This is a genomic window from Virgibacillus kekensis (assembly GCF_042654125.1).
Lineage (GTDB): Bacteria > Bacillota > Bacilli > Bacillales > Amphibacillaceae > Lentibacillus > Lentibacillus kekensis.
The window spans coordinates 1-23659 of record NZ_JBHSFU010000014.1; the positions used below are offsets into that span (position 1 = coordinate 1).

A 23659-nucleotide genomic window follows, 5' to 3' on the forward strand; every position below is an offset into this window, starting at 1 on the left:
GAAAGCATTAAATGCTTTTCCTGTCTTCTTGACATACTGGTTGTTTTGTTCAGTTTTCAAGGATCAAATGGGCCTGAGTGGACTCGAACCACCGACCTCACGCTTATCAGGCGTGCGCTCTAACCAGCTGAGCTACAGGCCCATAAGTAATTAATGGAGCGGGTGATGGGAATCGAACCCACATCATCAGCTTGGAAGGCTGAGGTTTTGCCACTAAACTACACCCGCATAATATTATTATAGAAGAAAAAACTAACGATGGTCGGGAAGACAGGATTCGAACCTGCGACCCCATGGTCCCAAACCATGTGCTCTACCAAGCTGAGCTACTTCCCGTTAAAAATGGCGCGCCCGAGAGGAGTCGAACCCCTAACCTCTTGATCCGTAGTCAAACGCTCTATCCAATTGAGCTACGGGCGCTTCAAAGCGACATATTCTAATATATCATATATCCAAAATCATTGCAAGAAGTTTTTTGGTGCGGCCGAGAGGACTTGAACCTCCACGGGGTCGCCCCCACTAGGCCCTCAACCTAGCGCGTCTGCCATTCCGCCACGACCGCAAAATAAAAGCCAAAGAATTAAATAGTTGGTAAAAACCAAAATAAAATGCCGTGTAATATCACAGCAAGTTAAGTGGTTGATGCGGGTGGAGGGACTTGAACCCCCACGTCATAGACACTAGATCCTAAATCTAGCGCGTCTGCCAATTCCGCCACACCCGCAAAGGTGGTGAGCCATGGAGGATTCGAACCTCCGACCCTCTGATTAAAAGTCAGATGCTCTGCCAGCTGAGCTAATGGCTCATAGAGTAAAGTATTCTTATTAGATGACTGTGTCCATTGGTGCTCGTCGTAATGACTCCTCGCATGCCTGCACATAGCAGTAATTCAAGGATGTTAGCGGCAAGCTAATGGCTCATATGAGTTCTGTTATTCATATACTTAAATGAACCTTAATGGCTGGGCTACCAGGATTCGAACCTGGGAATCACGGGACCAAAACCCGTTGCCTTACCGCTTGGCTATAGCCCAAAAAAATATGGCGGTCCGGACGGGACTCGAACCCGCGACCTCCTGCGTGACAGGCAGGCATTCTAACCAACTGAACTACCGGACCCAACCGATTCATAAAAATATAAGATGACCCGTACGGGATTCGAACCCGTGTTACCGCCGTGAAAGGGCGGTGTCTTAACCACTTGACCAACGGGCCATTAAAATGGCGGAGAAGGAGGGATTTGAACCCTCGCGCCGCTTACGCGACCTACACCCTTAGCAGGGGCGCCTCTTCAGCCACTTGAGTACTTCTCCGTTTAATGGCTCCACAGGTAGGAATCGAACCTACGACCGATCGGTTAACAGCCGATTGCTCTACCGCTGAGCTACTGTGGAATAATATCGATTGACTTGATTGGTTGTGTTTCAATCATTATTGCGACGAAAAATATAATACATTATTTAGCGAACAATGTCAATCATTTTTCAATAACTTATTTAAAAGTAAATCTAGTTATTTGGCCGTTTTCTTAAGGCTTATTTAATTTAACATGGATGACTTATTTCGTCAATCCATTTCATGAATTTATTTAGCAGCATTTGTTACTCCTCTGCTACCAACTCTCCACGGCATTTTCCGCATCTGTACCGACTGGTATTAACTCTTCTGTATCGTTTATAGACATGTTCGCAATTCTTACATATATAAGTATGTTTCGGATTTCTTTTTTCATAGGATGGAAGCGGCCTGCAGTGCCTTGGTGATCCGGTCTTCCTTAATAACTCCTTAAAGTCTCTATCTCTATGCTTATACCCTTTTCCTTCTATATGAAGGTGATAATGACATAGCTCATGCTTGATTACACCTATTACTTCCTCTTCGTCCATCTCCGCAAAGTACTTTTTATTCAGCTCTATCAATCTCTTACTCGGGAAATACCTCCCGCCTGTGGTGCGCAGTCGGTTATTATAGCAGACTGAATCGTTGAATGGCTTTGAGAAATACTTAATCGACAAACTGTTTACCAGTTCATGCAGTTCTTTTTTGTCCAACAGTTTCATATAAATCATCCTAAAAGTCGTTCTTTCGATATTTTATCATATAAGTAACGCTAATTACATTATCTCTTTTTATAATAATTTTAATTAAACATTGATTTTTAATAGATTTATATTATAATTATATATGTGTTCAAAAAATTATTAATGAGAGGTGTTCAGTAAGTGAGTAATGAAAAGAAAAAATTAACTACTGCATCAGGAGCTCCAGTTGGAGATAACCAAAACTCAATCACGGCAGGTCATCGCGGTCCTATATTAATACAAGATGTTCATTTACTAGAGAAACTGGCACACTTTAATAGAGAGCGTGTTCCGGAACGTGTTGTACACGCTAAAGGTGGAGGCGCCCACGGATATTTTGAAGTTACAAACGATATATCCAAATATACAAAGGCTTCATTTTTAAATGAAGTTGGAAAGCGCACTCCAATGTTCATCCGATTCTCCACAGTTGCTGGAGAAATTGGTTCTGCAGATACTGTTCGCGACCCGCGCGGATTTGCAATTAAATTTTACACTGAAGAAGGAAACTATGATCTCGTTGGTAATAATACACCTATTTTCTTTATTCGTGACGCAATCAAGTTCCCTGATTTCATCCATACACAAAAACGCAATCCAAAGACACACTTGAAAGATCCAAATGCCGTTTGGGACTTCTGGTCACTGTCACCTGAATCTTTACATCAAATAACATACCTGCATGGCGATCGTGGTATCCCTGCAACATGGCGGCACATGAACGGTTACGGCAGTCATACATTCAAATGGGTTAATGATCAGGGAGAAGCATTCTGGGTTAAATACCACTTTATCAGTGAACAGGGTGTCAAGGGGCTAGGAGAAGACCTTGCCGAGAAACTTGCAGGGGAAAATCCTGACTACCATATTGAGGATTTATATAACGCTATTGAAAACGGCGATTATCCTGCATGGAAACTTTACGTGCAGATCATGCCATATGAAGATGCAAAAACATATAAATGGGATCCGTTCGATGTAACTAAAGTATGGTCTCAAAAAGATTATCCGCGTATTGAAGTTGGACGCATGGTGCTTGACCGTAACCCTGAGAACTACTTTGCTGAAGTAGAACAGGCTGCATTCTCGCCTGGAAACTTCGTACCGGGAATTGAGGCATCCCCTGATAAAATGCTGCAGGGCCGTCTGTTCGGTTATTCTGATGCGCACAGATATCGTATTGGAGCTAACCATCAGCAATTGCCGATCAATCGCCCGATAAACGAAGTAAACAACAATCAGTACGATGGTCAAATGCGCTATACCAATGGAACTGGTTCTGTAAATTATGAGCCAAACAGTTACGACACTGAGCCAAAAGAAGATCCGGCATCCAAAACTAGCCCGTTTGAAGTGTACGGCGAGGCGGACAGTGTTCCATATGACCATGAAGACCATTATACACAGGCAGGCGACTTGTTCCGTTTGATGGAACAAGATGAAAAAGAACGTACGATTAAAGCATTCGTAAATCATATGGCACCTGTGGAGAAAGACGAGATAAAGCTGCGTCAGATCAGCCATTTCTATAAAGCTGATCGGGAGCTAGGCGAGAAAATCGCCAAAGGACTGGGACTTGCGGTTCCAGAAGAGGTAAAACAATAACAGGAACTTTAAAAAGCTGATTATCCAAAAGGTAATCAGCTTTTTTGTATTAGTTCTGAATCATGGAAAGTGCGATACGACCTTTTGTAGTATCAACCTGTTCTACCCAGACCGTGACCACATCACCGACAGACGCAATATCCATTGGATGTTTTACAAACTTATTTGCCATTTTGGAAATGTGAACTAGACCATCTTGTTTCACTCCAATATCGACAAAGACACCAAAGTCAACCACATTTCTTACTGTCCCCTGCAATTCCATTCCAGGTTTCAGGTCTTCCATACTTAACACATTCTGCTTGAGCAGCGGTTTTGGAAGATCGTCACGCGGATCCCGGTTGGGCCGGCTCAACGCACTCATGATATCAGCAAGTGTCGGTTCTCCGATCCCAAGCTGGTCCGCCATCTCTTTCTTGTTTATATCCTTCAGCTTTTCCTGAAGGTTATCTGTTCCTATATCCTCCAGACTGCAGCCAATCGTCCTTAATAACTCCTCGGTATGATTGTAGCTTTCCGGGTGTATAGGTGTTCTGTCCAATGGATTCTGACCATCCGGAATACGTAGGAAGCCAATCCCCTGCTCATATGTTTTAGCTCCAAGCCGTGGTATCTTTTTCAGTTGCTTACGATTGGAAAACTTCCCTTCTTCATTACGCTGTTTCACAATATTATTCGCAACCGTTTTACTTAACCCAGCTACATACTGCAACAGCGAAGTTGAGGCAGTATTTACGTTAACACCAACCTGGTTAACCGCTGTTTCCACGACAAACGTCAGTGATTCATTAAGCGCCTTCTGGCTGACATCATGCTGATACTGTCCAACTCCAATTGATTTCGGATCGATTTTCACCAGTTCGGCAAGTGGATCCTGAACTCTCCGGGCAATAGACGCTGCACTTCTTTCCTCAACCTGCAAATCGGGGAATTCTTCACGTGCAAGTTTTGATGCTGAGTACACACTTGCGCCTGCTTCGTTAACAATAATATACGGCATCTCAAGTGAATGTTTACCAATCACGTCAGCGATAAATTGCTCTGTCTCTCGTGATGCGGTTCCGTTTCCAATAGCAATTAGTTCAACGCCGTATTTCCGGATAAGTTCCATCACTTTTTTCTCAGCACCGGCAGTATCATGTTTCGGCGCTGTCGGATAAATAACACCTACTTCATGAACTTTACCGGTCTCATCCACTACAGCAAGTTTACAACCTGTTCGAAATGCGGGGTCCACACCCAATACTGTCTTACCTTTAAGCGGCGGTTGCAGCAGGAGATTCTTCAGGTTCTTGGAAAAAATATCAATTGCCTGTTCCTCTGCTTTTTCCGTAAGGGTGTTACGAATTTCTCGTTCTATTGAAGGTTGGATAAGCCTCTTATATCCATCCTCAATCGCCTTATGTAGAATATCTGCACTCTCGTGGTTTGATTTATTTGTGATCACTTTTTTCTCCAGATATTCTTGTATCCGATCAACAGGAGGATTTACAGATACTTTTAAAACCTTTTCTTTCTCACCGCGATTGAGCGCAAGAATACGATGGGAGACCATTGAACGGACTGTTTCATCGTAATCATAGTACATTTCATATACTTTCTTTTCGTCCTTCTCCGCATTTTTAGCTTCAGAATGGACTGTCCCCCGCTTAAATGTCTCTTCACGGATATATTCCCTGTACGCTGGGTCATCCGAAATACGCTCGGCCAGAATATCATTCACCCCAGCTAAAACTTCCTCTATGGTTGTCAGTTCATGTTCTTCCGAGAGATACACTTTTGCTTCAGATGATATGTCAGAAACCTGCTGTTCCCATACAAGGTCTGCAAGCGGCTCAAGCCCTTTTTCCTTTGCAACTGTGGCTTTTGTTCTCCTCTTCTGTTTATACGGCCGGTATAAGTCTTCCACACGCTGCAGTTGTGTTGCCGATCTTATCCCCTGTTCAAGTTCTTCAGTGAGTTTTCCCTGCTCGTCAATCAGCCTGATTACCTCTTCTTTGCGTTCAGAAAGGTTAACTGCATACTGATATTTATCCTGAATCGATTTAATTTGTACTTCATCCAAACCACCGGTAACTTCTTTACGGTACCTGGCTATAAAAGGAACGGTGTTACCCTCGTCAAGCAGGGAAATAACACGCTTAACCGTGGCTGTGTTTACATCTGTTTCTTTAGCAACCCATTGTTCTAATTCAACTGACACTATTTGCTCCTCCTTTATGTACATTCTTATTTTACCAAAAACCCCTTAAGTTTACAGGCTCTTTCCGTAAATTTCATTGCCCCTCAATTCGAAGTTGATAGAAACTGCTACATAACAGCCGTACCTACCGCTACGTCAGAATACTTCGCTTTCACCACTCCGGGTGCAAGGTCAACATCTGTTCAAGCTAAAGCTCTCACAGTGTTTCCTTTGCCGGGGGCAAGGCCTCAGCCTCCTCGCGGAAAAAACGCCGCTGCGGGGTCTTCGGACTCGTGCTGTTCCCCCAGGAGTCTACGCATTCTGCCTGCGCTAATAGGCGTTTGGCGTTGATATACATATAAATCAACTTCAATCCAGCGACGGAAATACATGGAGACTCCAGCGGGTCACCGGCTAAAACCGGCCACGTCCTGTGGCCAACGCCGGTACTAGAACGTCCTGTTCGTCGAAGCAACAGCTGAAAATCCCGCAGGAAGTGGGCTTCTTCCGAGGAAGTTGAAGCGTTGCCCGCGGAAAGCGGAATGTACTTCTGGAGCGAAGCTACGAGTTATGTCGCAGTTTATAGTTTTTGTGTAAAAGCAACAATCCTTAGAAGACAGCTAATTGAAAAAGACCGACATATCGTCGGTCTTTCCTTGATTATTCTTTTAACTCATAATGAATAGCGATTAAAGTAGTGTCATCATTCCGAGCTTCCTGATTACGGTACTCAAAAACCTTTGTAATCTGCTCGACTTCCCTGTTCAGAAGGAAAGCCTGCGAAAGATCGTTATCAGTAACACCATCGGAAAACATAATGAAGTTCATTTCATCCTCAAGCTTATTGGTAACAACCTTAAATGGTCGATGATACCCAGCCAGATATCCGGCGTTTGGAATGTTTCTTCTCTTTCTCCCATTCTTCGGGATTGTCATAATCCCAATATTCCCTATCGAAGAAAAGGAATATTCGCGTCCTACAAAGTCCATTTTAAGAATTCCTACAACAACTCCGCGTTTTCCTGTCAATTCCTCATTGCACTTTTTTATAATTCGTTCTACTTTTGCATCGGCATTGTTCTTTATTATATCGATAACAATTTGAGAGGATTCCTTAGCGAATTCACCGCTCCCCAGCCCGTCTGCCAGGGCACATACAAATTCATTATCCGTTTCCTTATAAAAGTAGCTATCCCCACAGTAATATTGGCCCTTCTTTGCTCGCTGGAAAATAGAAACATCTACTTTCGTGTTATTGCTGCTCAATCAAGAACCTCCGTGCTCTCGGATTGGATAGCTTCTCGGAGCTTTCTGAGGGAACGGCGTTGAAGACGCGATACGTGCATTTGGGATATACCAAGTAATTCACCGGTTTCTTTTTGGCTCATATTATCAAAGTAAGTGCATTTCAGGATTTGCTGTTCCCGTTCAGATAATATCGGTAATATTTTTTCAAGCAACAGTCGCTGGTCAATATTCTCATAACCATTTTCTTCACTACCGACAAGATCAAGGATGGCTACAGTACTTCCATCAGAATCCGCTTCAATTTTGCGGTCAACTGAAAGAGCTTTGTAGCTTTTTCCCATTTCCATCGTATCCAGAACATCCTCCTCTGAGACCTCCAGATAATCGGCAATTTCTCTTACCGTAGGGGATTCCTGGTTTTCCGTAGTAAGTTCATCTACTGCTTTCTTTATTTTTGGTCCAAGTTCTTTTATGCGGCGGGGAACATGCACACTCCATGTTTTATCGCGGATAAACCGCTTGATCTCTCCAATTATTGTTGGTATTGCGAAGGATTCGAAGGACTTACCAAAGGATGGATCGTATCGTCTTACTGCAGCCAGCAAACCAATCATCCCTACTTGAGACAGATCCTCATGGATGCTGCTGTTTTTGGAGTACTTCCTGGCGATCGATTCAACGAGATCCGTATAAGCCAGTACAATACGCTCCTGGATCACTTCATCGGTAGGATCCTCTTGCAGTTGTTCGATCCATTGGTAAACCTCATCCCGATCTTTATTGTCTGGTTGAGATCTGGTCGTCATCGAGACCCACCCCTGTTTCAGCTAAATACTTTGTCATTAAGACAATAACGCCGCTGTTATTGTTAATCTCCACTTTGTCCATCAATGCGTTAATGAGGAAGAGACCAAACCCACCTTCACGCAGATTTTCTACCGGTTCAGAGTTTCTATATGGACCAATCCCGCCTTTTATTTCTTTCAAATTAAAGCTGCCACCGTGATCAGCTACCATGACCTCAAGACGGTTTTCATAAACCCCAAATCCTACTGTGATTTCACCACCGTCACCATCACTGTAAGCGTGGGTTACAGCATTTGTAATTGCTTCAGATATGGCAACTTTTAAGTCTTCAATATCTTCATAGGAAAAGCCCATCCTGCTGGCAATACCGGATATCGATAGACGGATAACACCTACGTACTCAGGTTTAGCAGGGACCTTCATTTCAATAAAGTCAAATTTCTCCATTACTCACTTCCACCTTTGATCGTAGAGTTAATATCTATAATTTCTTCCAATCCGGTGATTTTGAATAACCGGAATACTCGCTCCTGCAAATTGACTAGTTGCATGTGACTATTATTTTCCTTCGTGGACTTAAGGGCGCTTATAAAGACCCCAAGCCCGGTACTATCCATATAGTTAACATTCTCCAGATCCACTTCAATGGTCTGGCCATCCAATTTTGTCTTGGAAAGTAATGTTTCTTTTAATTTTGGGGCTGTGTAAGCATCAATTTCGCCTGAAAGCTTTATAACAGATTTGGAATTATCTTCTGCAACATCCACATTTAAATTCATTGCTTATCCTCCTAAAGCAGTTATTTCACTGATTAAATTGAAAATCTCTCTACAAGTGGAAATATATTTTTAAGTAACATGTTTTCAATACCCCGAAAACTTATTAGTTAAACCAGTTTCCTTAAAACAATTAGAGTGAAATCATCTCTCAGCTGAAAATTCTGCAGGCGCTCAAAATGCTTATATACTTTGTCCACCAGTTTCTGTGCAGGTAGGTCAGCATTTTCTCTAATAACCTCCAGGACTTCTTCACTTTCAATAAAGCGGTCACCCTGCCGGCATTCAGTAACCCCGTCAGTTAAAAGAATAACCATATCACCTTTGTTTATGACACGTTCATATTGCCGATAATCAGCGTCGGGAGAAACACCTAACACGAGTCCCTTTGTTTCAATTTCTTCAAAGGTATCCTTGCTTGCGTCATAATAAAATCCAGGCTCATGACCTGCTGAGGAGTAGCGAAGTTTATGTTCTGACGGAAGATAATGAGCATAAAACATTGTAATAAACATACTTGGATCGACATTACGTTCTACGACCCTGTTCAGGTTTTTAAGAATCGCTTTCGGGCTCATCGTTTCTTCTGGAAAGCTATCCATGGAGTATTTAATCATCGACATACACAGCGCTGCGGGGATTCCTTTGCCGATTACATCGGCTAGTGCAATTCCAAGCGAACCGTCACTTCCTTTAATGAAATGATGGTAGTCTCCGTTCATCTGATGTGCCGCAACACTGATAACCCCTATATCCAGTCCGTCAATTACGGGCTTTGTGGTGGCAAGCAGTGTATCCTGCATACCTGCTGCTACGGAGATTTCTGACTTCAGTTCAAGCTGCTGCTCTCTTAAAGTCTGGTACTCCTTGTGGGCAAGCCCGTATGATATCATGGTTTCCAACAAGAAATCCAGCGAGTGCTGAATATGGGCAGGAAGATCCGGATATAACTTGGCCAATGCCTGAAGGTGCAAGTTTACAATTTCTTCTGGAGGGATATTATTTTTGATAAATGCTTTGCTTATTTGCTCGGCCCCGTACAGGGATTGTTCATCCTGCGTTTCAATGTAGTGTTTTAGTAAATCTTTGTAGTTAGCTGCGTCTAATTTTAAGGCATCCAAAAAGTGTACCTCCCTGTCATTTATTAATTCCCAACTTACATTAAAGGGGAAAAATTCGCATGAATTTTCCCCTTTTTATACTTACTTATCGAACCCATTTGATGGCCCTTATTTCAGTACCTTCCCCTTCTTCTGATTTAATATCAAATTCATCAACCAGCCGTTTAACCCCCGGCAAACCAGCGCCAAGTCCTCCTGATGTCGAATAGCCATCCTCCATAACGAGGCTGAGGTCTTTAATCCCGGGACCGGAATCAATTGAAATCATGGCCATCCCTTTCTGATCCAGGTTATCGATTACTTCAAAACAGATTTTACCGCTCCCGGCATATAAATATATATTACGAGCGAGTTCTGATATCGCAGTTGCGATACGTGCCTGGTCTACTGTACCAAACCCGGTCTTTCGTGCAATATCACGGCCCAGTTGCCTCGCCGCTACGATATCCCACTCTTTCTGTATCGTGACACAGGATTGGAGATTCATACTCATTCCCCCAATTCCTGATGAAGTTTAATCAAGCCTTGCTCAAGATCTAAAGCAGTTGGGACATTACTTAAGTGGATTCCCAAATCGATTAATGTCATGGCAACTGCCGGCTGGATCCCCGTCAATACTACTTTTGCCCCCATTAAATCTGACATGGTCACGACGTCCCCAAGGACTTTTGCAATAAACGAATCAATCACTTCAACTGATGTAAGGTCAATAACCACTCCGGACGAACCACTCTTATGAATTTTATCTAACAGGTCCTCCTGGAACTGAATCGCTGTATTATCATCAATTTCCGTCTGGATAGAGATTAGCAGATAGTTGTGTAACTTTAGAATAGGTATGCGCATTTTATCACTCTCCACCTAAGGATTCTATCATTTCTTCGATATCAACATTTTTTTCCTTTGTGTCAACAACTTTACGGTTAGTGAGTTCCAGTGCTTTGGTAAATCCTTTTTTAAGTGAGCTCTTAGTTGGGAAATTGCTTAGATCAATACCCAGATTAACGATAGTCTGAGCAATTTCCGGCCGTATCCCAACAAGGATACATGTAGAACCAATCAGACGTACAGCTTCTGCTGCCTGAATGATATGGTGAGCCACCATGGTATCTACAACCGGCACTCCTGTTATATCTATAAGCACAACGTCTGAATTATGCTTAATTACACCTTCAAGAAGATTTTCCATAATCAACTTTGCCCGCTCCGTATCTATGGTTCCAATCAGTGGCATTACAGTAATGTTTTCCATTACAGGAATCAGTGGGGCCGATAATTCCTGAAGCGCTACACGTTGCAAGGATACAATATGTTCCCAGCTTCCGGAATACTCATTGACCAACTGACGGATAATTGGCTCCGTCCATAAGTCGACACTTTTAAGTATATTTGAGATATACGGGGAATCCAGTTTATCAGACTGACTCAGAATATAGTCAAATGTAACCCGACGGAACACCTGCAAACCATCAGTTATATAACTTAATGGCCAGCCAAGATTAATCAGTTTTTCTGAAAAGCTCTCCAATGCCTTGCTTGACCCCTGATCTTTTATACTTGTAAAAATGACGTTTACAAATTCCCTGTTAGTACTCTCAAACAACTCATCAGAGATACTTGATGTATAGTTGCCTTCTTTTAAAGAATTTATTTCGTCCATCCACATGTGAACAATTGTATCGCTGTTTTCCAATACAATCTTCTTGAATTTCTGGTCCATAGTTTACCTCCCGAAATCTTGAAAATGGCTACTTAAGTCAAAAAATGCATGTCTATTCAAATTTTATCATTATATAGACTTTTTATCATTTAAAGACTCTTTTAGCGGAATGTATCTAAGTTAGTCACTTTCGCCGTTATTGTAACATAAATTGAATTACAGCGTTTCCTGTTAGGTGGAATGGGGTAGACAAATTCTACAAAGGGCTCCTGTGAAGCTTGCTATAAACAGTTTAGAAAACAAAAATACCCCTGCTTCATATGACTTGAAGGGGGTATCAATCACTTATTATACATTTCTTTTAAACCAAGACTAATTTCCAGTGCATAATCGATTTTATCCATCATTACACTGTCCAGTTTAGTTATTTTATCAGTCAGACGCTGTTTGTCGAGCGTTCTGATCTGTTCCAGCAAAATTACAGAATTGCGGTCAAACCCATAACGTTTGGCATCAATTTCCACATGAGTGGGTAACTTAGCCTTTTGTATCTGGGCGGTAATCGCAGCGACAATAACGGTCGGGCTGAACCGATTACCGATATCATTCTGAAGGATCAATACTGGGCGAATGCCCCCCTGTTCTGATCCAACCACAGGGGATAAGTCAGCGAAGTATACTTCGCCTCGTTGAACGATCAAACCCTTACACCCCGATCACAGAGCGTTCTAAGGTGTTTTGTTCAGCCTCCTCTTCAGCCTGGAAAGCTTCAGAAGCAATTGTAAGATTAATTCTGGCCATTTCTTCATAACCCTGCTGCATAGACTCACGGAATTGCTGGATATGCTCTTCTTTCTTAGAATCCAAATAGTTTTTGGTAGCCTGACAGATGAAGTCACTTAAGTCACTGTTCTCATATTTCATTAATCCATCCACCTCATTTAACAGGTTTTTTGGTAATCGTACGATGATTTCCTGTAAGCTCTCTGACAAAACCATGCACCTCCGCCAACTGTTGAACGTACTTTATTAAGCTCTTTTTTAATAATAGCATTCTAAAGTACGGTTTGCAAAGGCCTATTGCAATTTTTTTAATAAAAATGGCGATTTTTGGTTTCAATAAAAATTCCCTGTGGTATATATCTATTTCCAAAATATTAACATTATACCAAAATCCGCTTTTCCAAAGGACGCCATTCCATATAGTAATTGGGGTTCTAATATTACCTTGGAAGCTGTGCTAAAAAATTCCTGCTATCTTCTGGTATATATTCTTGGCACACGTGCCGATATCATACATGGAATTTCGTAATTTATGGTATCCAGCCAGGAAGCTAGCTCATCGGCTTCGATTTCTTCCTCCACTTGCTTGCCGATTAACGTCACTTTCGTACCTACCGGATACTCTTTATCAAGCCTGATCATTGTCTGATCCATACATACCCTTCCGACAGTTGGCATCCGTTTGCCATCCACAAGGACATCAATGCCCTGAAGCTTTCGCGTCCAACCGTCAGCGTAGCCGATAGGAATCGTGCCAATCCATTCCTCTCTTTCCGCCGTATAGGTCGCTCCATAACTGACAGATTCGCCAGCCTCAATTTTCTTCACATGTATTAACCGGGTGTGCAAAGAAAATGCCGGCTGTAAATCTATCTCCCGTTCATTTTTAACTACTGTAGAAGGATAAAGCCCATACAGCGAAATTCCAAATCGGATATAGTGCTGCATTTCTTCCGGAAAACGGATAGATGCCGCGCTGTTTCCAGTATGAATTACCACCGGTTGATCCCAATAACGCTTAAATAGTTTCAATAAATCTTCAAAACGCCGATACTGCATATGGAAATAGGAAAGATCCGCTTCATCAGCTGTCGCGAAGTGGGTATACAGACCTGTAAGTGTTGCAGCATGCTGATCTTCCAGCTCACCAAGAATGGCGAGGAGTTCTTCTTCGGTTCGTAATCCGACACGCCCCATTCCCGTATCCCATTTCATATGGAGGCTGACAGGTTGTGATAGCTGCAGCTGTTTTACTTCACGCAACCAATCCGCCTGAAAAAATGTTAGGGTGATATCCCGCTCCACTGCAATCGGTACATCCCGTGGAGATACACGACCAAAGACAAGTATAGGAACTTCTATACCCGCATCTCTAAGCTCCTCTGCCTCCTCGAGAAGAGCAACCGCCAACATTCCTGCTCCCGCGCTGATTGCCTCCTTTGCTACATCTACTGCTCCATGTCCATATGCGTTCGCCTTTACCACCGCCATAATATCACTGTAACGTGGCAGTTTTCTTTTAATCTGTTGAATATTATACGCTATTGCATCAAGGTTTATTTCTGCCCATGTATCCCGATAGAATTGGTCAGCCACAGTTACCAGTCCTTTCACCATAGTAATCTAAAGTCATTTTAACTTATAATGGGCAAAAATAAAAAGCAGACCCCCTCTCTTATGAGCCTGCTTGGTACCAATCACTCTACTTCACTTCTTTACCCTGAACGGATTTTGCTACCTCGATTAATTCATCTTTGGTTAACTCGTCACTGGCTAAGACAAAATTCACGCCATTGTTGGTCCATTCAACCGTATTATCCGATAATGCTCCGATTGAATGACCAAGGTTGACAATTTCCCCCTCCACCATTTTCGGAGTGGACATTGCCGGCAGCGTATCCTGTTTTTCCTCAATCAATGTGAAGTTCTTTTCCCCTTCAAATGTCATGATAACCCGCTGACCGTTGTCAAGAGAGACTTCTTTTTTAGCAACCAGTTCTGAACCTTCCAAATTCAGTGGAAAGACTACGGTAAATGGTTCCACCTTCCCATCACCGGAAACCGGTTTATCAGTGCTGATACTGCTTGTCATGTTTTTCTCCATCTCGAAGTCATCATCTTTAAATGATGGATTCATGTTGAAATCTGAAAAACTGACTTCTATCAGAGAATTTTTATCTTTATCAAGTACTTTTACCATTACAGGGGTATATGTCTTTTTATCAAAGTATATTTCCTGATATGGCAAATTGTTGTTACTCTGATAATTTGTCTTCGTCTGGAAAATATAGTTTTTCTCGCCTACTTTAAACGTAGCTTCCTTGTCTTTTAACACATCACTTACCAGCGATTGATAGAGGTATGGCTGGCTTCCATTGTCCGGCCATTCCTTTTGAAACTTGAAGCTTTTATTTAGCGCTGGTGAAAGGACAAATACACCGTCTTCGTTTTTCAGAATGATTTGCTTTCCTTTTTCATCTTTATCATTCATTAGTTCCACGCGGTAAAAATCTTTTTTCTTATGCCAGACGTTTATATTATACTTCTGATCTTCCTGCCCTGTGTTCATGGTCATTTGTGCTTTGGCCTTATACCCGTTCATGGATTCCAGCTTTGATTCAAGCTTATTCACGACATCCTCCTGAGATTTTTCCCCACAAGCGCCGAGTATGAGAATCAGACCAAAGACAACTGCTACCCAGATGCCAAATGTTTTTTTCATGGACATGTCTCCCTTGTCTCATTTCACTCTTTGTACGAGTTACGGACTTGAGCAGGGAACTGAATTGCCACATTTTATTTCAGAAATGTACGATAGACCTTTGCAATGCCCTCAATTACATCGGATGCGAGCAAGTCATATTCTGAATGGGTCTCGGCGACTAGCAGATCAGCGGACTTCCCGTGAACAAAGCATGCATTCGATAGTGCTTCGAACATGCTCAGTTTTTGCATAACCATCGCCAGGATCATGCCGGATAAGACATCACCACTCCCACCTTTGGCTAGTCCCGGATTCCCCGTTATGTTTACAGCCTGCCTGCCATCAGGGGCAGTAATAATAGTAAACTGCCCCTTCAGAACAATGTATACCTGGTGCTCGGCTGCAAACTCTTTTGAAAATGAAAAGGGTTGTGCTAAGAGTTCTGGAACTGTCGTATCCAGAAGCATAGCCATCTCTCCAGGATGAGGCGTTAAAATGGTTGGATGCTGGCGCTCCTTAACTTTACTAATGATAGGTTTTAGATGATGCAGCCCATCAGCATCCACGATGAGTGGGCCTAGTGTATCTTCTACAAGACGTGATACAAGCTTGCCAGCATTATCATGCCGTCCCATCCCCATTCCAACGGCTGTCGCATCAAAACCATCGAAGGATACAGTACGATTCGCATCAGGCTTAATCTCTTTCTCACCAAGCAAGAGATACGTGGCTTCCGGACAATGAGCAGCGACAGCAGGAATAACTGTCTCGGTAGTTCCTGCCGTAACCAGTCCCGCACCAGTTCTTAGTGCAGCCTTTACTGACATTGCAATCGAGCCGGGCATCACCGTATTGCCGCCAACAATCAGTCCTTTCCCATGGTCTCCCTTATGTGAGTCCATTTTCCGCACAGGCATTGACCGCCGGAAGTTTGATTCTCCCCAAACCATTCGATCGATTCTGACGCCGTTCTCATTGGCTGAAAGGCCTATTGGAACCGTCTCCCACTCACCGTAATAAGGAGCTGTATGCTGAAGGAAGGTGCTGATTTTGGGATGTTCAATCACGAAAGTTTGACTTGCTTCTACAGCAAGAAACTCTGTCATCCCTTCATCTGCCGGTAAACCAGAAGGAAGATCAATCGAAATGATTCTATCAGCTTCTTCATTTAGGATGGAAACAATCTTTGCGACCGGGTCCCGCAGCATACCATTCACTCCGATTCCCAGGATTGCATCCACTACGATATCAGCCTTTCGAACTTTCTTCCGGATTTTCTCTGGATCCTTAGTTACTGCTAACTGGCCACCTAGGGACATAAATAACGTTTTGTGAAAAAGGGCATCGCCGGAAACTTTTTTATCCGGTACTATTTGTACAATCTCAACGTTATACCCCTTATTAAAAAGTGTCCTGGCAATTACGAACCCATCGCCTCCATTATTGCCGCTCCCGACAACTATAAGGATCCTGTCCGATTTTCCCCCGAGAGATTCTATCCTTTCTGCCACAGCCCGTCCTGCATTTTCCATCAGCATCTTACCGTCCAGTCCAACCTGTTCCATTGTAAACCGGTCAATATCGTACATTTCATCTGCGGTGACAATATACACTATGTTCCCTCCTACCCGCACTAAAATATATGAGACAACCTTATCAATTATGCAGAATACGCAATTAGTTCCTGTCTTCAATGATTACTTGTGCAGCAGCGTAATCATCAGTGTGTGTAATCGAGACATGTACTGTCCTATCAGCATATCTCTCCACTTTTATCTTAGGGGCACCTTTTTCATCAGCAATGATTTCAATATCCTGAAAGCTTAGCTTACCAATGCCTTCTCCTGCAGCCTTGGCAAATGCTTCTTTTGCAGCGAACCTGCCCGCCAGATATTCAGCTTTCCTTTTTTCCCCCTTGAACCCTTCATAGATAACTCGCTCAGCCGGGGTAAGAATCCGCTCAGCAAATCGTTTATTTTGCATACTATTTACTATTCGTTTAAGTTCAATGATATCTATTCCAATACCTTTAATCATTTTATGTACCTTTCCTTTTTAATAAGTGTGACATGTTATACTAATATATGTATTCTAGTAAGCTTATAATGGTCATACTATTTACACTACTATATTAAACTAATATTACCTGTTTCCACCAGATAATAACTTTTTTGTGCAAAGAGGGGTACATATGTTCATTCGTACAGAGAGAAGTGTTAAAGAATTTATGCGGTATTATCCCGTAGTCACGTGGATTGTGATTATCCATTTAATATTATGGTTCATTACCGATTTCCTGCCATTACCGTTTGGTGACCGGCTCGATCAATTGGGTACTGGGCATAACTACTTTATAAGCCAGGGTGAATACTGGCGGCTGTTTACGTCAATTTTTATCCATGCAGGACTAATGCATGCACTCTTTAATTCATTTTCATTAGTGCTGTTCGGGCCCGCACTTGAGCAGATGATCGGAAAAGCAAAATTTATTTTTGCCTATGTCGGTGCTGGACTGATTGGCAATTTGGCAACTTATTTCCTGGCACCATCGCTGAATTATGCTTATGTTGGTGCCTCAGGAGCCGTGTTTGGTCTGTTCGGTATTTATATTTATATGGTCGGATTCCGGAAAAACTTAATTGACCAGGCTAACTCCCAAATTATCATGACTATTTGTATTATTGGACTTGTAATGACGTTCATTCAACCGGGAATCAATATATACGCGCATATTTTCGGGTTTGTCGGTGGCCTTGTTTTGGCTCCACTGGTGCTCACCAAAGCTCAAGCCTACTCTCCCTGGCGAAATAGAACGTATTATAATGATGGGTCTATTCAATTTAATCCTAATCGTTGGAGAAAGAAACGTATCCGCTTGCCGCGTGGGCTTTTTAAAAACACACTATGGTTGATCATTGGTATCCTTGTTCTCCTAGGACTTGCCAACCGCTTTTTCTAAAAGGCTGTTTTCTGTGAGAGGAAAGCGGAGTGTATTTCCGTAGCAGTGATAAAGCACTTCCTAAATTCACTACTTTGCAATTCACCTCAACTGAGCGGTTTAATGAGGAACAAAAATTATGAAAAGGCCTTCTAAAGTAATTAAAAAACTGCTGTACTAGGAGCAAACCCCTCGTACAGCAGCTTTTTTTGGTTATTTGCGGAACGAGTACCAGTCTGCAGCCTGATTGGCAGTTTCCTCTTCCAACTCTTTAATAGTGAAGTGTTTACCCATGCCCATCTTACCGATTATGGACAGCTTTATGGTAGCTAGGCGCTGTTTCATATGGAGGCGATGTTGTTTCCGCTCGATGGACTGTACACGCCGCCGGTACAGCACAATCCGGTTCTTGCTGAAAAATCTGTACTGGATAGTCAAACGGTCCCCATCTTCCCGTATCCCGCCATCTCTGTGTCTAAGAATCCCCATGCCGATACTAGCCACAATCAGTAATAACGGGGCCCAGAAAAACTGAGGGAAGAAGTACCAGCTAACACCTCCAATAATTAGAAACGGCAGTACAGAACGGATAATATAAAACTTAAGTGCCCGGGATGGTAACCTGGTTAATTCATCTTCCATACCTGTATAATCTGGCAGAAAAGTTTCGAGAAAGCTGTCAACCTCATCGTCTTTCATAATCGGGAACAGAATCGAAGAAAAGTCTTCATTTTTATCGGTTGAGCCGCCAGCGACCTCAGCAAAAACGGTTACATAGCCGAGCGGCTGTCTAATCAGACTCTTTTGCGTACCTACAGCCTGTATTCTTTTCAGCGGAATAGTCAATTCTTTTTTCTCCAAAAGACCGCGGGTGATGAATAATTCATCACCATTTCTGGTAATAGTGAAGTTGCCATACTTGATTACCATACCCACAATACCCAGCACCCAAAGTATTAACAGAAAGATTACTGCCAATCCCACAATAAAAATAATACTTAAGCTTACTACCCAATTAAGCGTTTCGTCATAAACTCGATCAGGGATAAATTGTTCCAGTTCGGAAAAAAACAAGGCCAAAATAGCAAACACTACTCCAACCCTGCCCGAAGTGGAACCGGCAATAAACAATCGTTTATTAGTAATTTTCCTGGATGGACCCTGCGCTTCAGGTGTTTCATCGTGTACTTCTGCCGATTGCTTCGATTGGACCGTCTTTAATTCGCTCCGTAATGCCGCTCCTTCAGAAAGCCTTACCGCTCTAAGGGAAGCTTCAGCATTCATGCCGCTTCCGGCCGTTTCAATCTGCACTCGGGTCAGTTTGAAAATACGGTGGACAACGCCGGCGGTCAAATCTATGGATTGGATGCGGTTCTTGGAAATATAGCGTTTCTTACGGATCAGAATACCGTATTCTATCCGAAGTTCCTCACCTTCCACCCTATATGTATAGCGCATCCATGATAATATGCTCAAACCAACTAATAAAATCAGAAGAAGCCCGATACCTAATAGAAAATAAATTAGTCCATTATCCTTAAACGAGATAAAGCCTAGGACAATTACAAAGATTGCTTCACGCAATGACTTGGCGAATAAAAATAAAATTGCTGCCGGATGGAGACGCTTTGGCTCAGACATCATCTTCATCCACCCTTGCAAGTGCTGAAATCCTATCACGCAGTTCGGACGCATCTTCTTCAAGCAGCGCCGGGATTTCATGGGTAGTCGCTGCTGTTGAAATGGTTACACTTGCCAACTTGTATTTTTTTAATATCGGTCCCTGCTTGGTATCCACATGCTGAACGCGAATCATTGGAATCAGGGTTCGTGAAACAATCAATATTCCGTGCTGTATGTAAATTTCCTGCTCAAACACTTCGTAACGCCATCGTTTCCAGCGCAGTACCGGAAAAAGATAAACAGACAAATATGTACCAAGTCCACTGATTATAAATAAGACACCTGGAAACCACCAGGAGATTTCCCAAACAAGTGAGCAAACTATTAATCCAATGGTTACCAGCCAGAGAACCGCCATATAAATCCACGCTGTAATTTTCCAGGCTTTAATCGCTTCTAATGCAATTGTATTGCTTGGTGGCTGTCGCATCTTTTCTCCTCCTATTAGTTGCTTGAAAGTATCGTGCATTAAGTATACGGAATACTGCCCAATACGTTTCATTCTTGTTACTTCAAAGGCTTAGACAGAACTAAAACTTACCTTTCTAGAGACGAATGAGTTAGTGTGGGAATCTTGGAATGTTACCCTTAGTTAATTTATTGTGGAGTTGATATAAAAAGCGATGTAGTGAATTTTGAAATACTAGGAAATCGCTTCAGCTATACACTTCGCTTTCACCACTCCGGGTGCAAGTGCGACATCTACTCAAGCTCACGCTGTTCGCTTTCGTAGTGTCTCCTTTGCCGTTGGACTCACCACGAGCCTCCTCGTTCGCAAAGAGCGCTCACTGTGGGGTCTCTTAGGCTCGTTGTTCCACAGGAGTCTTCGTGTATTGCTTACGCTTGGTGTCCATAATTTCTATGGGTTTTAGTATGCTTCAACAGCCTTTCACCTAGTTCTACATGAATCTCCTTCGTTAACTTGGCGTTGATTGGTGCGAAGGGTAGTCGACTCCAGCGGGAAAAGCAACAGCTGAAAATCCCGCAGGAAGTGGTCTTCTTCCGAGGAAGTTGAAGCGTTGCCCGGCGGCAAAGGAAACACTGTGAAAGCTTTAGCTTGAACAGATGTTGGACTTGCACCCGGAGCGGTGAAAGCGACTGCCCGGAGCTGAAATCAACCAAGCTGCACTTCGCAATTTATAGTTTATACGAAGTTTTGCTAATATAAAAACCGAACTACCTTATGATAGTTCGGTTTTTATATGTCTCAGCCTCTTTCACTTAGCTGTTCGGTCTGTTATTTCTGCGTTTTTGGAAGTTTCCTTTGCGATTCCGGCCGGACTGGTTGCGACCACCTTGATTACGACCGCCCTGGCCACGCTTTCCGTAGAATTTTTTATTACCGGATTTACGGTTATCTCGTCCACCAGAACGTTTAACACTAATCGGCTGGGCAGAGGATATGCTTACCGGTGTATCACGCCGCTCTTTTGTCAGTAATTTCAGTGCGGCTGCAATAACAGATACTGAATCGTGATCCTGCAGTATTTCACTTGCAGTTTCCTGATAAGATTTAAGATCATCTTTTTCAATCGTTTTGGTAAGTTTCTCAACAGCAATCTGTTGCTGTCCCCGCCGTGCTTCCTGATTGGTCGGTGGAACCATCCGTTTGATTTTGCTCTTTGTAACCTTTTCAATTAAATGGAGATGTCCTATTTCCCTTGGTGTGATGAACAGAATTGCTTCCCCGGTACGGCCGGCACGCCCTGTACGGCCAATCCGGTGAACATAGCTTTCAGGATCCTGCGGGATATCAAAGTTATAGACATGGGTAACACCGGAAATGTCAAGTCCACGGGCAGCTACATCAGTTGCTACAAGTACTTCAACTCGTCCATTTTTAAATTTGTTCAGGACGGACATTCGTTTGCCCTGAGTCAGATCCCCATGAATCCCTTCAGCACTGAAGCCTCTTGCCTGAAGCCCCTCTGCAATCTCGTCCACACGCTTTTTGGTACGGGAAAATACAATTGCAAGTTGTGGTGCATTAATATCAAGATGATTTGTAAGTGTATCGAACTTATACTTGTCTGGCACTTCAATAAAGGATTGGTCAATATTCTCAACCGTCATTTCCTTTGTCTTGACTTTTACTTCTTTCGGATTTTTCATCAGATTAGTTGCAATATCACGGATTTCTTTTGGCATCGTTGCTGAGAACAGCAGGGTCTGTCTGTCTTCAGGTATGTTTTTAAGAATATCACGGATGTCATCAATGAAACCCATATTAAGCATTTCATCTGCTTCATCCAGCACAGCGGTATGAACACTATCTGTACGGATGGTGCGCCTGCGCAAATGGTCAAGCAAACGTCCTGGTGTCGCAACTACAATGTGCGGACCATCTTTCAACGCACGAATCTGTCGCTCCATGTGCTGACCGCCGTATACCGGCAGGGTCCGAACGCCTTTTATTTTTCCAAGTCTGTGTATTTCTTCTGCGACCTGAATAGCAAGTTCTCTTGTTGGTGCAACCACTAGGCCCTGAATTTTCCGTTGTTTCGTATCGATTTTTTCGATCATCGGGATTCCAAATGCAGCAGTTTTACCTGTACCTGTCTGTGCCTGCCCGATTACATCGTTTCCTTCCATGGCCAGCGGTATGGTTTCCGCCTGGATTGGGGTGGCTTCTTCAAACCCCATTTTCTCCAATGATTTCATAATGGGCTGTGATATACTAAGCTCTGAAAATGTTGTCACCTTATTACTCTACTCCTTTTTCTTTTGCAATTTTGTTTACTATATAGTTTCCTTTACAGTATTAGAAACCTTAGCTGTCACCAAAGCCTTTAGGCGGTGACTGAAGCCTTAGTTGCACTTAATACTGGCTCCTTAAAGTTTTCCCTACGTCGAATGAACTTCATGGCTAAAATTGTATACTTTCCTGACGTACAAAAAGAGGCTTCACCCAATGTTATGGAAAGAGGCCTCCTGCTTGAAATCTCATACAAAGTAACGGTTACTTTATAATAACATACCCATTATAATTTTATCCACTATCAACTGTATGATTTTTCCGCAGTTGCATGGTAAAATAACTATAATAGTTCATAATAGGAAACTCGGCTTATCGTCAGGCCCTGTGGCGAAAGCCTTTGTTACGCTTATGCAGGAAACTTTAAAGGAGGGTCTGAATGCGATTACCTCCATTCAATCCATATATAGCAGTAGTAGTTGGTGTTATTGCAGTCTCTTCATCCGCCATTCTTGTCAGGCTGGCCGGTGAAGCACCAGCCGCGGTAATTGCACTGTATAGACTTTTGCTCGCCGTAATTATTATGTCACCATATGTGCTTTTGAAGAACCGTCGGGAATTCAAGTCCATTCAAAAAAAGGATCTGCTTTTCTCCGTCTTGGCCGGAGTATTTCTTGCACTTCATTTTATTCTCTGGTTTGAATCATTAAATTATACATCTGTAGCAAGCTCAGTGGTGCTTGTTACCCTGCAGCCGATCTTTGCATTTATTGGAACATATTTCTTTTTCAGTGAGCGGTTTTCTCCTGGTGCGGTAATCAGCATGATTATTGCAATATTCGGCAGTATCATCATAAGCTGGGGTGATTTCCAAATCAGCGGTCTGGCGTTGCTCGGCGACTTACTTGCCCTGCTTGGCGCCGTTATGGTTACCGCGTATTTTCTGCTTGGCCAACAAGTCAGAAAGCGGCTGTCGCTTATGACCTATACATTTGTGGTATACGGTATCAGTTCCATTACCCTTATTTTGTATAATTTAGCCGTTCAAAATCCATTCTTCGGCTACCCGGCTGATCATTGGCTATATTTTCTCGGACTAGCCATTATTCCGACTTTCTTTGGACATACACTGTTCAACTGGGCACTGAAATGGCTGAGTACTTCCACCATCTCTATGGGAATCGTTTTCGAGCCAATTGGGGCCTCAATTCTTGCTTACTTTATACTTGGTGAGGTAGTAACCTGGTCACAGTTACTAGGAGGGACCATTGTACTGTTTGGTCTATTCCTGTTTATTATGAGCACGACACGGAAATCGAAAGTTACCATTTCTCGAAAGAGTTAAGAAAAACGTACTAACATCTCTAAGGACTTGAT

At 42.8% G+C, this 23659-nt stretch carries 22 protein-coding genes and 12 tRNA genes; 3 read left to right on the plus strand and 31 right to left on the minus strand.

The window, feature by feature from the left end; all coding sequences use genetic code 11:
* Positions 1-68: 68 nt before the first annotated feature.
* The 13 genes from ACFO3D_RS17060 to ACFO3D_RS17120 all read right to left on the minus strand — a co-directional run bounded on the left by ACFO3D_RS17060 (position 69) and on the right by ACFO3D_RS17120 (position 2059).
* Positions 69-142 (minus strand) — tRNA-Ile (locus ACFO3D_RS17060).
* Between the two features lie 12 nt (positions 143-154).
* Positions 155-228: transfer RNA gene (locus ACFO3D_RS17065), tRNA-Gly, on the minus strand.
* A gap of 31 nt (positions 229-259) precedes the next feature.
* Positions 260-336, minus strand: a tRNA-Pro gene (locus ACFO3D_RS17070).
* A 7-nt stretch (positions 337-343) separates the two neighbouring features.
* Positions 344-420: transfer RNA gene (locus tag ACFO3D_RS17075), tRNA-Arg, on the minus strand.
* 56 nt (positions 421-476) lie between these two features.
* A tRNA-Leu gene (locus ACFO3D_RS17080) sits at positions 477-562 on the minus strand.
* An 81-nt stretch (positions 563-643) separates the two neighbouring features.
* Positions 644-724, minus strand: a tRNA-Leu gene (locus tag ACFO3D_RS17085).
* A 5-nt stretch (positions 725-729) separates the two neighbouring features.
* Positions 730-805 (minus strand) — tRNA-Lys (locus ACFO3D_RS17090).
* A gap of 153 nt (positions 806-958) precedes the next feature.
* Positions 959-1033: transfer RNA gene (locus ACFO3D_RS17095), tRNA-Gln, on the minus strand.
* An 8-nt stretch (positions 1034-1041) separates the two neighbouring features.
* Positions 1042-1118, minus strand: a tRNA-Asp gene (locus tag ACFO3D_RS17100).
* 24 nt (positions 1119-1142) lie between these two features.
* Positions 1143-1214: transfer RNA gene (locus tag ACFO3D_RS17105), tRNA-Glu, on the minus strand.
* 7 nt (positions 1215-1221) lie between these two features.
* Positions 1222-1312, minus strand: a tRNA-Ser gene (locus ACFO3D_RS17110).
* 6 nt (positions 1313-1318) lie between these two features.
* Positions 1319-1393: transfer RNA gene (locus ACFO3D_RS17115), tRNA-Asn, on the minus strand.
* A gap of 207 nt (positions 1394-1600) precedes the next feature.
* Entirely contained in the window at positions 1601-2059 is a 459-nt protein-coding gene (locus ACFO3D_RS17120; RefSeq protein WP_390298948.1) for a SprT family protein, read from the minus strand.
* Between the two features lie 162 nt (positions 2060-2221).
* Between ACFO3D_RS17120 and ACFO3D_RS17125 the strand changes: the two genes are divergently transcribed.
* The gene (locus ACFO3D_RS17125) at positions 2222-3685 is read left to right on the plus strand and encodes a catalase (RefSeq protein WP_390298951.1); all 1464 of its coding nucleotides are present in this window, start codon (positions 2222-2224) and stop codon (positions 3683-3685) included.
* Between the two features lie 49 nt (positions 3686-3734).
* Here the strand turns inward: ACFO3D_RS17125 and ACFO3D_RS17130 are convergent, their stop codons facing one another.
* From ACFO3D_RS17130 to acpS, 15 genes are all read right to left on the minus strand, one after another.
* Positions 3735-5912, minus strand: a complete 2178-nt coding sequence (locus ACFO3D_RS17130; RefSeq protein ID WP_390298954.1) for a Tex family protein — start codon at positions 5910-5912, stop codon at positions 3735-3737.
* Positions 5913-6527: 615 nt separating this feature from the next.
* On the minus strand, positions 6528-7133 hold the full coding sequence (locus ACFO3D_RS17135) for a SpoIIE family protein phosphatase (RefSeq protein WP_390298957.1): 606 nt from the start codon (positions 7131-7133) through the stop codon (positions 6528-6530).
* Positions 7130-7921 carry an RNA polymerase sigma factor SigB gene (gene sigB, locus ACFO3D_RS17140; protein WP_390298960.1) on the minus strand — a complete coding sequence of 264 codons (792 nt, stop codon included), beginning with the start codon at positions 7919-7921 and terminating at the stop codon, positions 7130-7132. Before sigB ends, ACFO3D_RS17135 begins: the two co-directional genes overlap by 4 nt.
* Positions 7893-8369, minus strand: coding sequence for an anti-sigma B factor RsbW (rsbW, locus tag ACFO3D_RS17145; RefSeq protein WP_390298963.1), 477 nt, complete (start codon positions 8367-8369; stop codon positions 7893-7895). The genes sigB and rsbW overlap by 29 nt, the downstream gene beginning before the upstream one ends.
* The gene (locus tag ACFO3D_RS17150) at positions 8369-8701 is read right to left on the minus strand and encodes an STAS domain-containing protein (protein WP_390298966.1); all 333 of its coding nucleotides are present in this window, start codon (positions 8699-8701) and stop codon (positions 8369-8371) included. Before ACFO3D_RS17150 ends, rsbW begins: the two co-directional genes overlap by 1 nt.
* Before the next feature lie 107 nt (positions 8702-8808).
* Positions 8809-9819: a PP2C family protein-serine/threonine phosphatase gene (locus ACFO3D_RS17155; protein WP_390298969.1), complete on the minus strand. Its 1011-nt coding sequence runs from the start codon at positions 9817-9819 to the stop codon at positions 8809-8811.
* A gap of 85 nt (positions 9820-9904) precedes the next feature.
* Positions 9905-10306 carry an anti-sigma regulatory factor gene (locus tag ACFO3D_RS17160; protein ID WP_390298972.1) on the minus strand — a complete coding sequence of 134 codons (402 nt, stop codon included), beginning with the start codon at positions 10304-10306 and terminating at the stop codon, positions 9905-9907.
* 2 nt (positions 10307-10308) lie between these two features.
* Entirely contained in the window at positions 10309-10665 is a 357-nt protein-coding gene (locus tag ACFO3D_RS17165) for an STAS domain-containing protein (protein WP_390298975.1), read from the minus strand.
* Positions 10666-10669: 4 nt separating this feature from the next.
* The gene (locus ACFO3D_RS17170; protein WP_390298978.1) at positions 10670-11539 is read right to left on the minus strand and encodes an RsbT co-antagonist protein RsbRA; all 870 of its coding nucleotides are present in this window, start codon (positions 11537-11539) and stop codon (positions 10670-10672) included.
* Between the two features lie 281 nt (positions 11540-11820).
* Positions 11821-12180, minus strand: a complete 360-nt coding sequence (locus ACFO3D_RS17175; protein ID WP_390298981.1) for a type II toxin-antitoxin system PemK/MazF family toxin — start codon at positions 12178-12180, stop codon at positions 11821-11823.
* Positions 12181-12184: 4 nt separating this feature from the next.
* Complete coding sequence (locus ACFO3D_RS17180; protein WP_390298984.1) at positions 12185-12472, minus strand: CopG family ribbon-helix-helix protein; 288 nt, start codon at positions 12470-12472, stop codon at positions 12185-12187.
* A 261-nt stretch (positions 12473-12733) separates the two neighbouring features.
* Positions 12734-13858: an alanine racemase gene (alr, locus tag ACFO3D_RS17185; protein ID WP_390298987.1), complete on the minus strand. Its 1125-nt coding sequence runs from the start codon at positions 13856-13858 to the stop codon at positions 12734-12736.
* Positions 13859-13964: 106 nt separating this feature from the next.
* Entirely contained in the window at positions 13965-14984 is a 1020-nt protein-coding gene (locus ACFO3D_RS17190; RefSeq protein ID WP_390298990.1) for a LolA family protein, read from the minus strand.
* A gap of 74 nt (positions 14985-15058) precedes the next feature.
* Positions 15059-16579, minus strand: coding sequence for an NAD(P)H-hydrate dehydratase (locus ACFO3D_RS17195; RefSeq protein ID WP_390298993.1), 1521 nt, complete (start codon positions 16577-16579; stop codon positions 15059-15061).
* A 64-nt stretch (positions 16580-16643) separates the two neighbouring features.
* A complete protein-coding gene (gene acpS / locus ACFO3D_RS17200; protein ID WP_390298996.1) occupies positions 16644-17003 on the minus strand; it encodes a holo-ACP synthase in 360 nt (119 codons plus the stop codon).
* A 154-nt stretch (positions 17004-17157) separates the two neighbouring features.
* On the opposite strand from acpS, the gene ACFO3D_RS17205 reads away from it, so the two are divergent.
* On the plus strand, positions 17158-17925 hold the full coding sequence (locus tag ACFO3D_RS17205) for a rhomboid family intramembrane serine protease (protein ID WP_390298999.1): 768 nt from the start codon (positions 17158-17160) through the stop codon (positions 17923-17925).
* 192 nt (positions 17926-18117) lie between these two features.
* On the opposite strand, the gene ACFO3D_RS17210 is transcribed toward ACFO3D_RS17205, so the two are convergent.
* From ACFO3D_RS17210 to ACFO3D_RS17220, 3 genes are all read right to left on the minus strand, one after another.
* Positions 18118-19545 (minus strand): PH domain-containing protein, encoded by a 1428-nt coding sequence (locus ACFO3D_RS17210; protein WP_390299002.1) that lies wholly within the window; start codon positions 19543-19545, stop codon positions 18118-18120.
* Positions 19538-20017 (minus strand): PH domain-containing protein, encoded by a 480-nt coding sequence (locus ACFO3D_RS17215; protein ID WP_390299005.1) that lies wholly within the window; start codon positions 20015-20017, stop codon positions 19538-19540. The genes ACFO3D_RS17210 and ACFO3D_RS17215 overlap by 8 nt, the downstream gene beginning before the upstream one ends.
* Before the next feature lie 791 nt (positions 20018-20808).
* Positions 20809-22287, minus strand: coding sequence for a degradosome RNA helicase CshA (locus tag ACFO3D_RS17220; protein ID WP_390299008.1), 1479 nt, complete (start codon positions 22285-22287; stop codon positions 20809-20811).
* 434 nt (positions 22288-22721) lie between these two features.
* Here ACFO3D_RS17220 and ACFO3D_RS17225 point away from each other — a divergent pair, with 434 nt between their 5' ends.
* Positions 22722-23627 (plus strand): DMT family transporter, encoded by a 906-nt coding sequence (locus tag ACFO3D_RS17225; RefSeq protein WP_390299012.1) that lies wholly within the window; start codon positions 22722-22724, stop codon positions 23625-23627.
* Positions 23628-23659 lie beyond the last annotated feature (32 nt).

Excerpts from the sequence above, each read along its gene's own strand:
- ACFO3D_RS17120 (WP_390298948.1), bottom strand. The coding sequence starts at position 2,059 with ATGAAACTGTTGGACAAAAAAGAACTGCATGAACTGGTAAACAGTTTG.
- ACFO3D_RS17130 (WP_390298954.1), bottom strand. The coding sequence starts at position 5,912 with ATGTACATAAAGGAGGAGCAAATAGTGTCAGTTGAATTAGAACAATGG.
- sigB (WP_390298960.1), bottom strand. The coding sequence starts at position 7,921 with ATGACGACCAGATCTCAACCAGACAATAAAGATCGGGATGAGGTTTAC.
- rsbW (WP_390298963.1), bottom strand. The coding sequence starts at position 8,369 with ATGGAGAAATTTGACTTTATTGAAATGAAGGTCCCTGCTAAACCTGAG.
- ACFO3D_RS17150 (WP_390298966.1), bottom strand. The coding sequence starts at position 8,701 with ATGAATTTAAATGTGGATGTTGCAGAAGATAATTCCAAATCTGTTATA.
- ACFO3D_RS17160 (WP_390298972.1), bottom strand. The coding sequence starts at position 10,306 with ATGAATCTCCAATCCTGTGTCACGATACAGAAAGAGTGGGATATCGTA.
- ACFO3D_RS17165 (WP_390298975.1), bottom strand. The coding sequence starts at position 10,665 with ATGCGCATACCTATTCTAAAGTTACACAACTATCTGCTAATCTCTATC.
- ACFO3D_RS17170 (WP_390298978.1), bottom strand. The coding sequence starts at position 11,539 with ATGGACCAGAAATTCAAGAAGATTGTATTGGAAAACAGCGATACAATT.
- ACFO3D_RS17190 (WP_390298990.1), bottom strand. The coding sequence starts at position 14,984 with ATGAAAAAAACATTTGGCATCTGGGTAGCAGTTGTCTTTGGTCTGATT.
- acpS (WP_390298996.1), bottom strand. The coding sequence starts at position 17,003 with ATGATTAAAGGTATTGGAATAGATATCATTGAACTTAAACGAATAGTA.
- ACFO3D_RS17205 (WP_390298999.1), top strand. The coding sequence starts at position 17,158 with ATGTTCATTCGTACAGAGAGAAGTGTTAAAGAATTTATGCGGTATTAT.
- ACFO3D_RS17210 (WP_390299002.1), bottom strand. The coding sequence starts at position 19,545 with ATGTCTGAGCCAAAGCGTCTCCATCCGGCAGCAATTTTATTTTTATTC.
- ACFO3D_RS17215 (WP_390299005.1), bottom strand. The coding sequence starts at position 20,017 with ATGCGACAGCCACCAAGCAATACAATTGCATTAGAAGCGATTAAAGCC.
- ACFO3D_RS17225 (WP_390299012.1), top strand. The coding sequence starts at position 22,722 with ATGCGATTACCTCCATTCAATCCATATATAGCAGTAGTAGTTGGTGTT.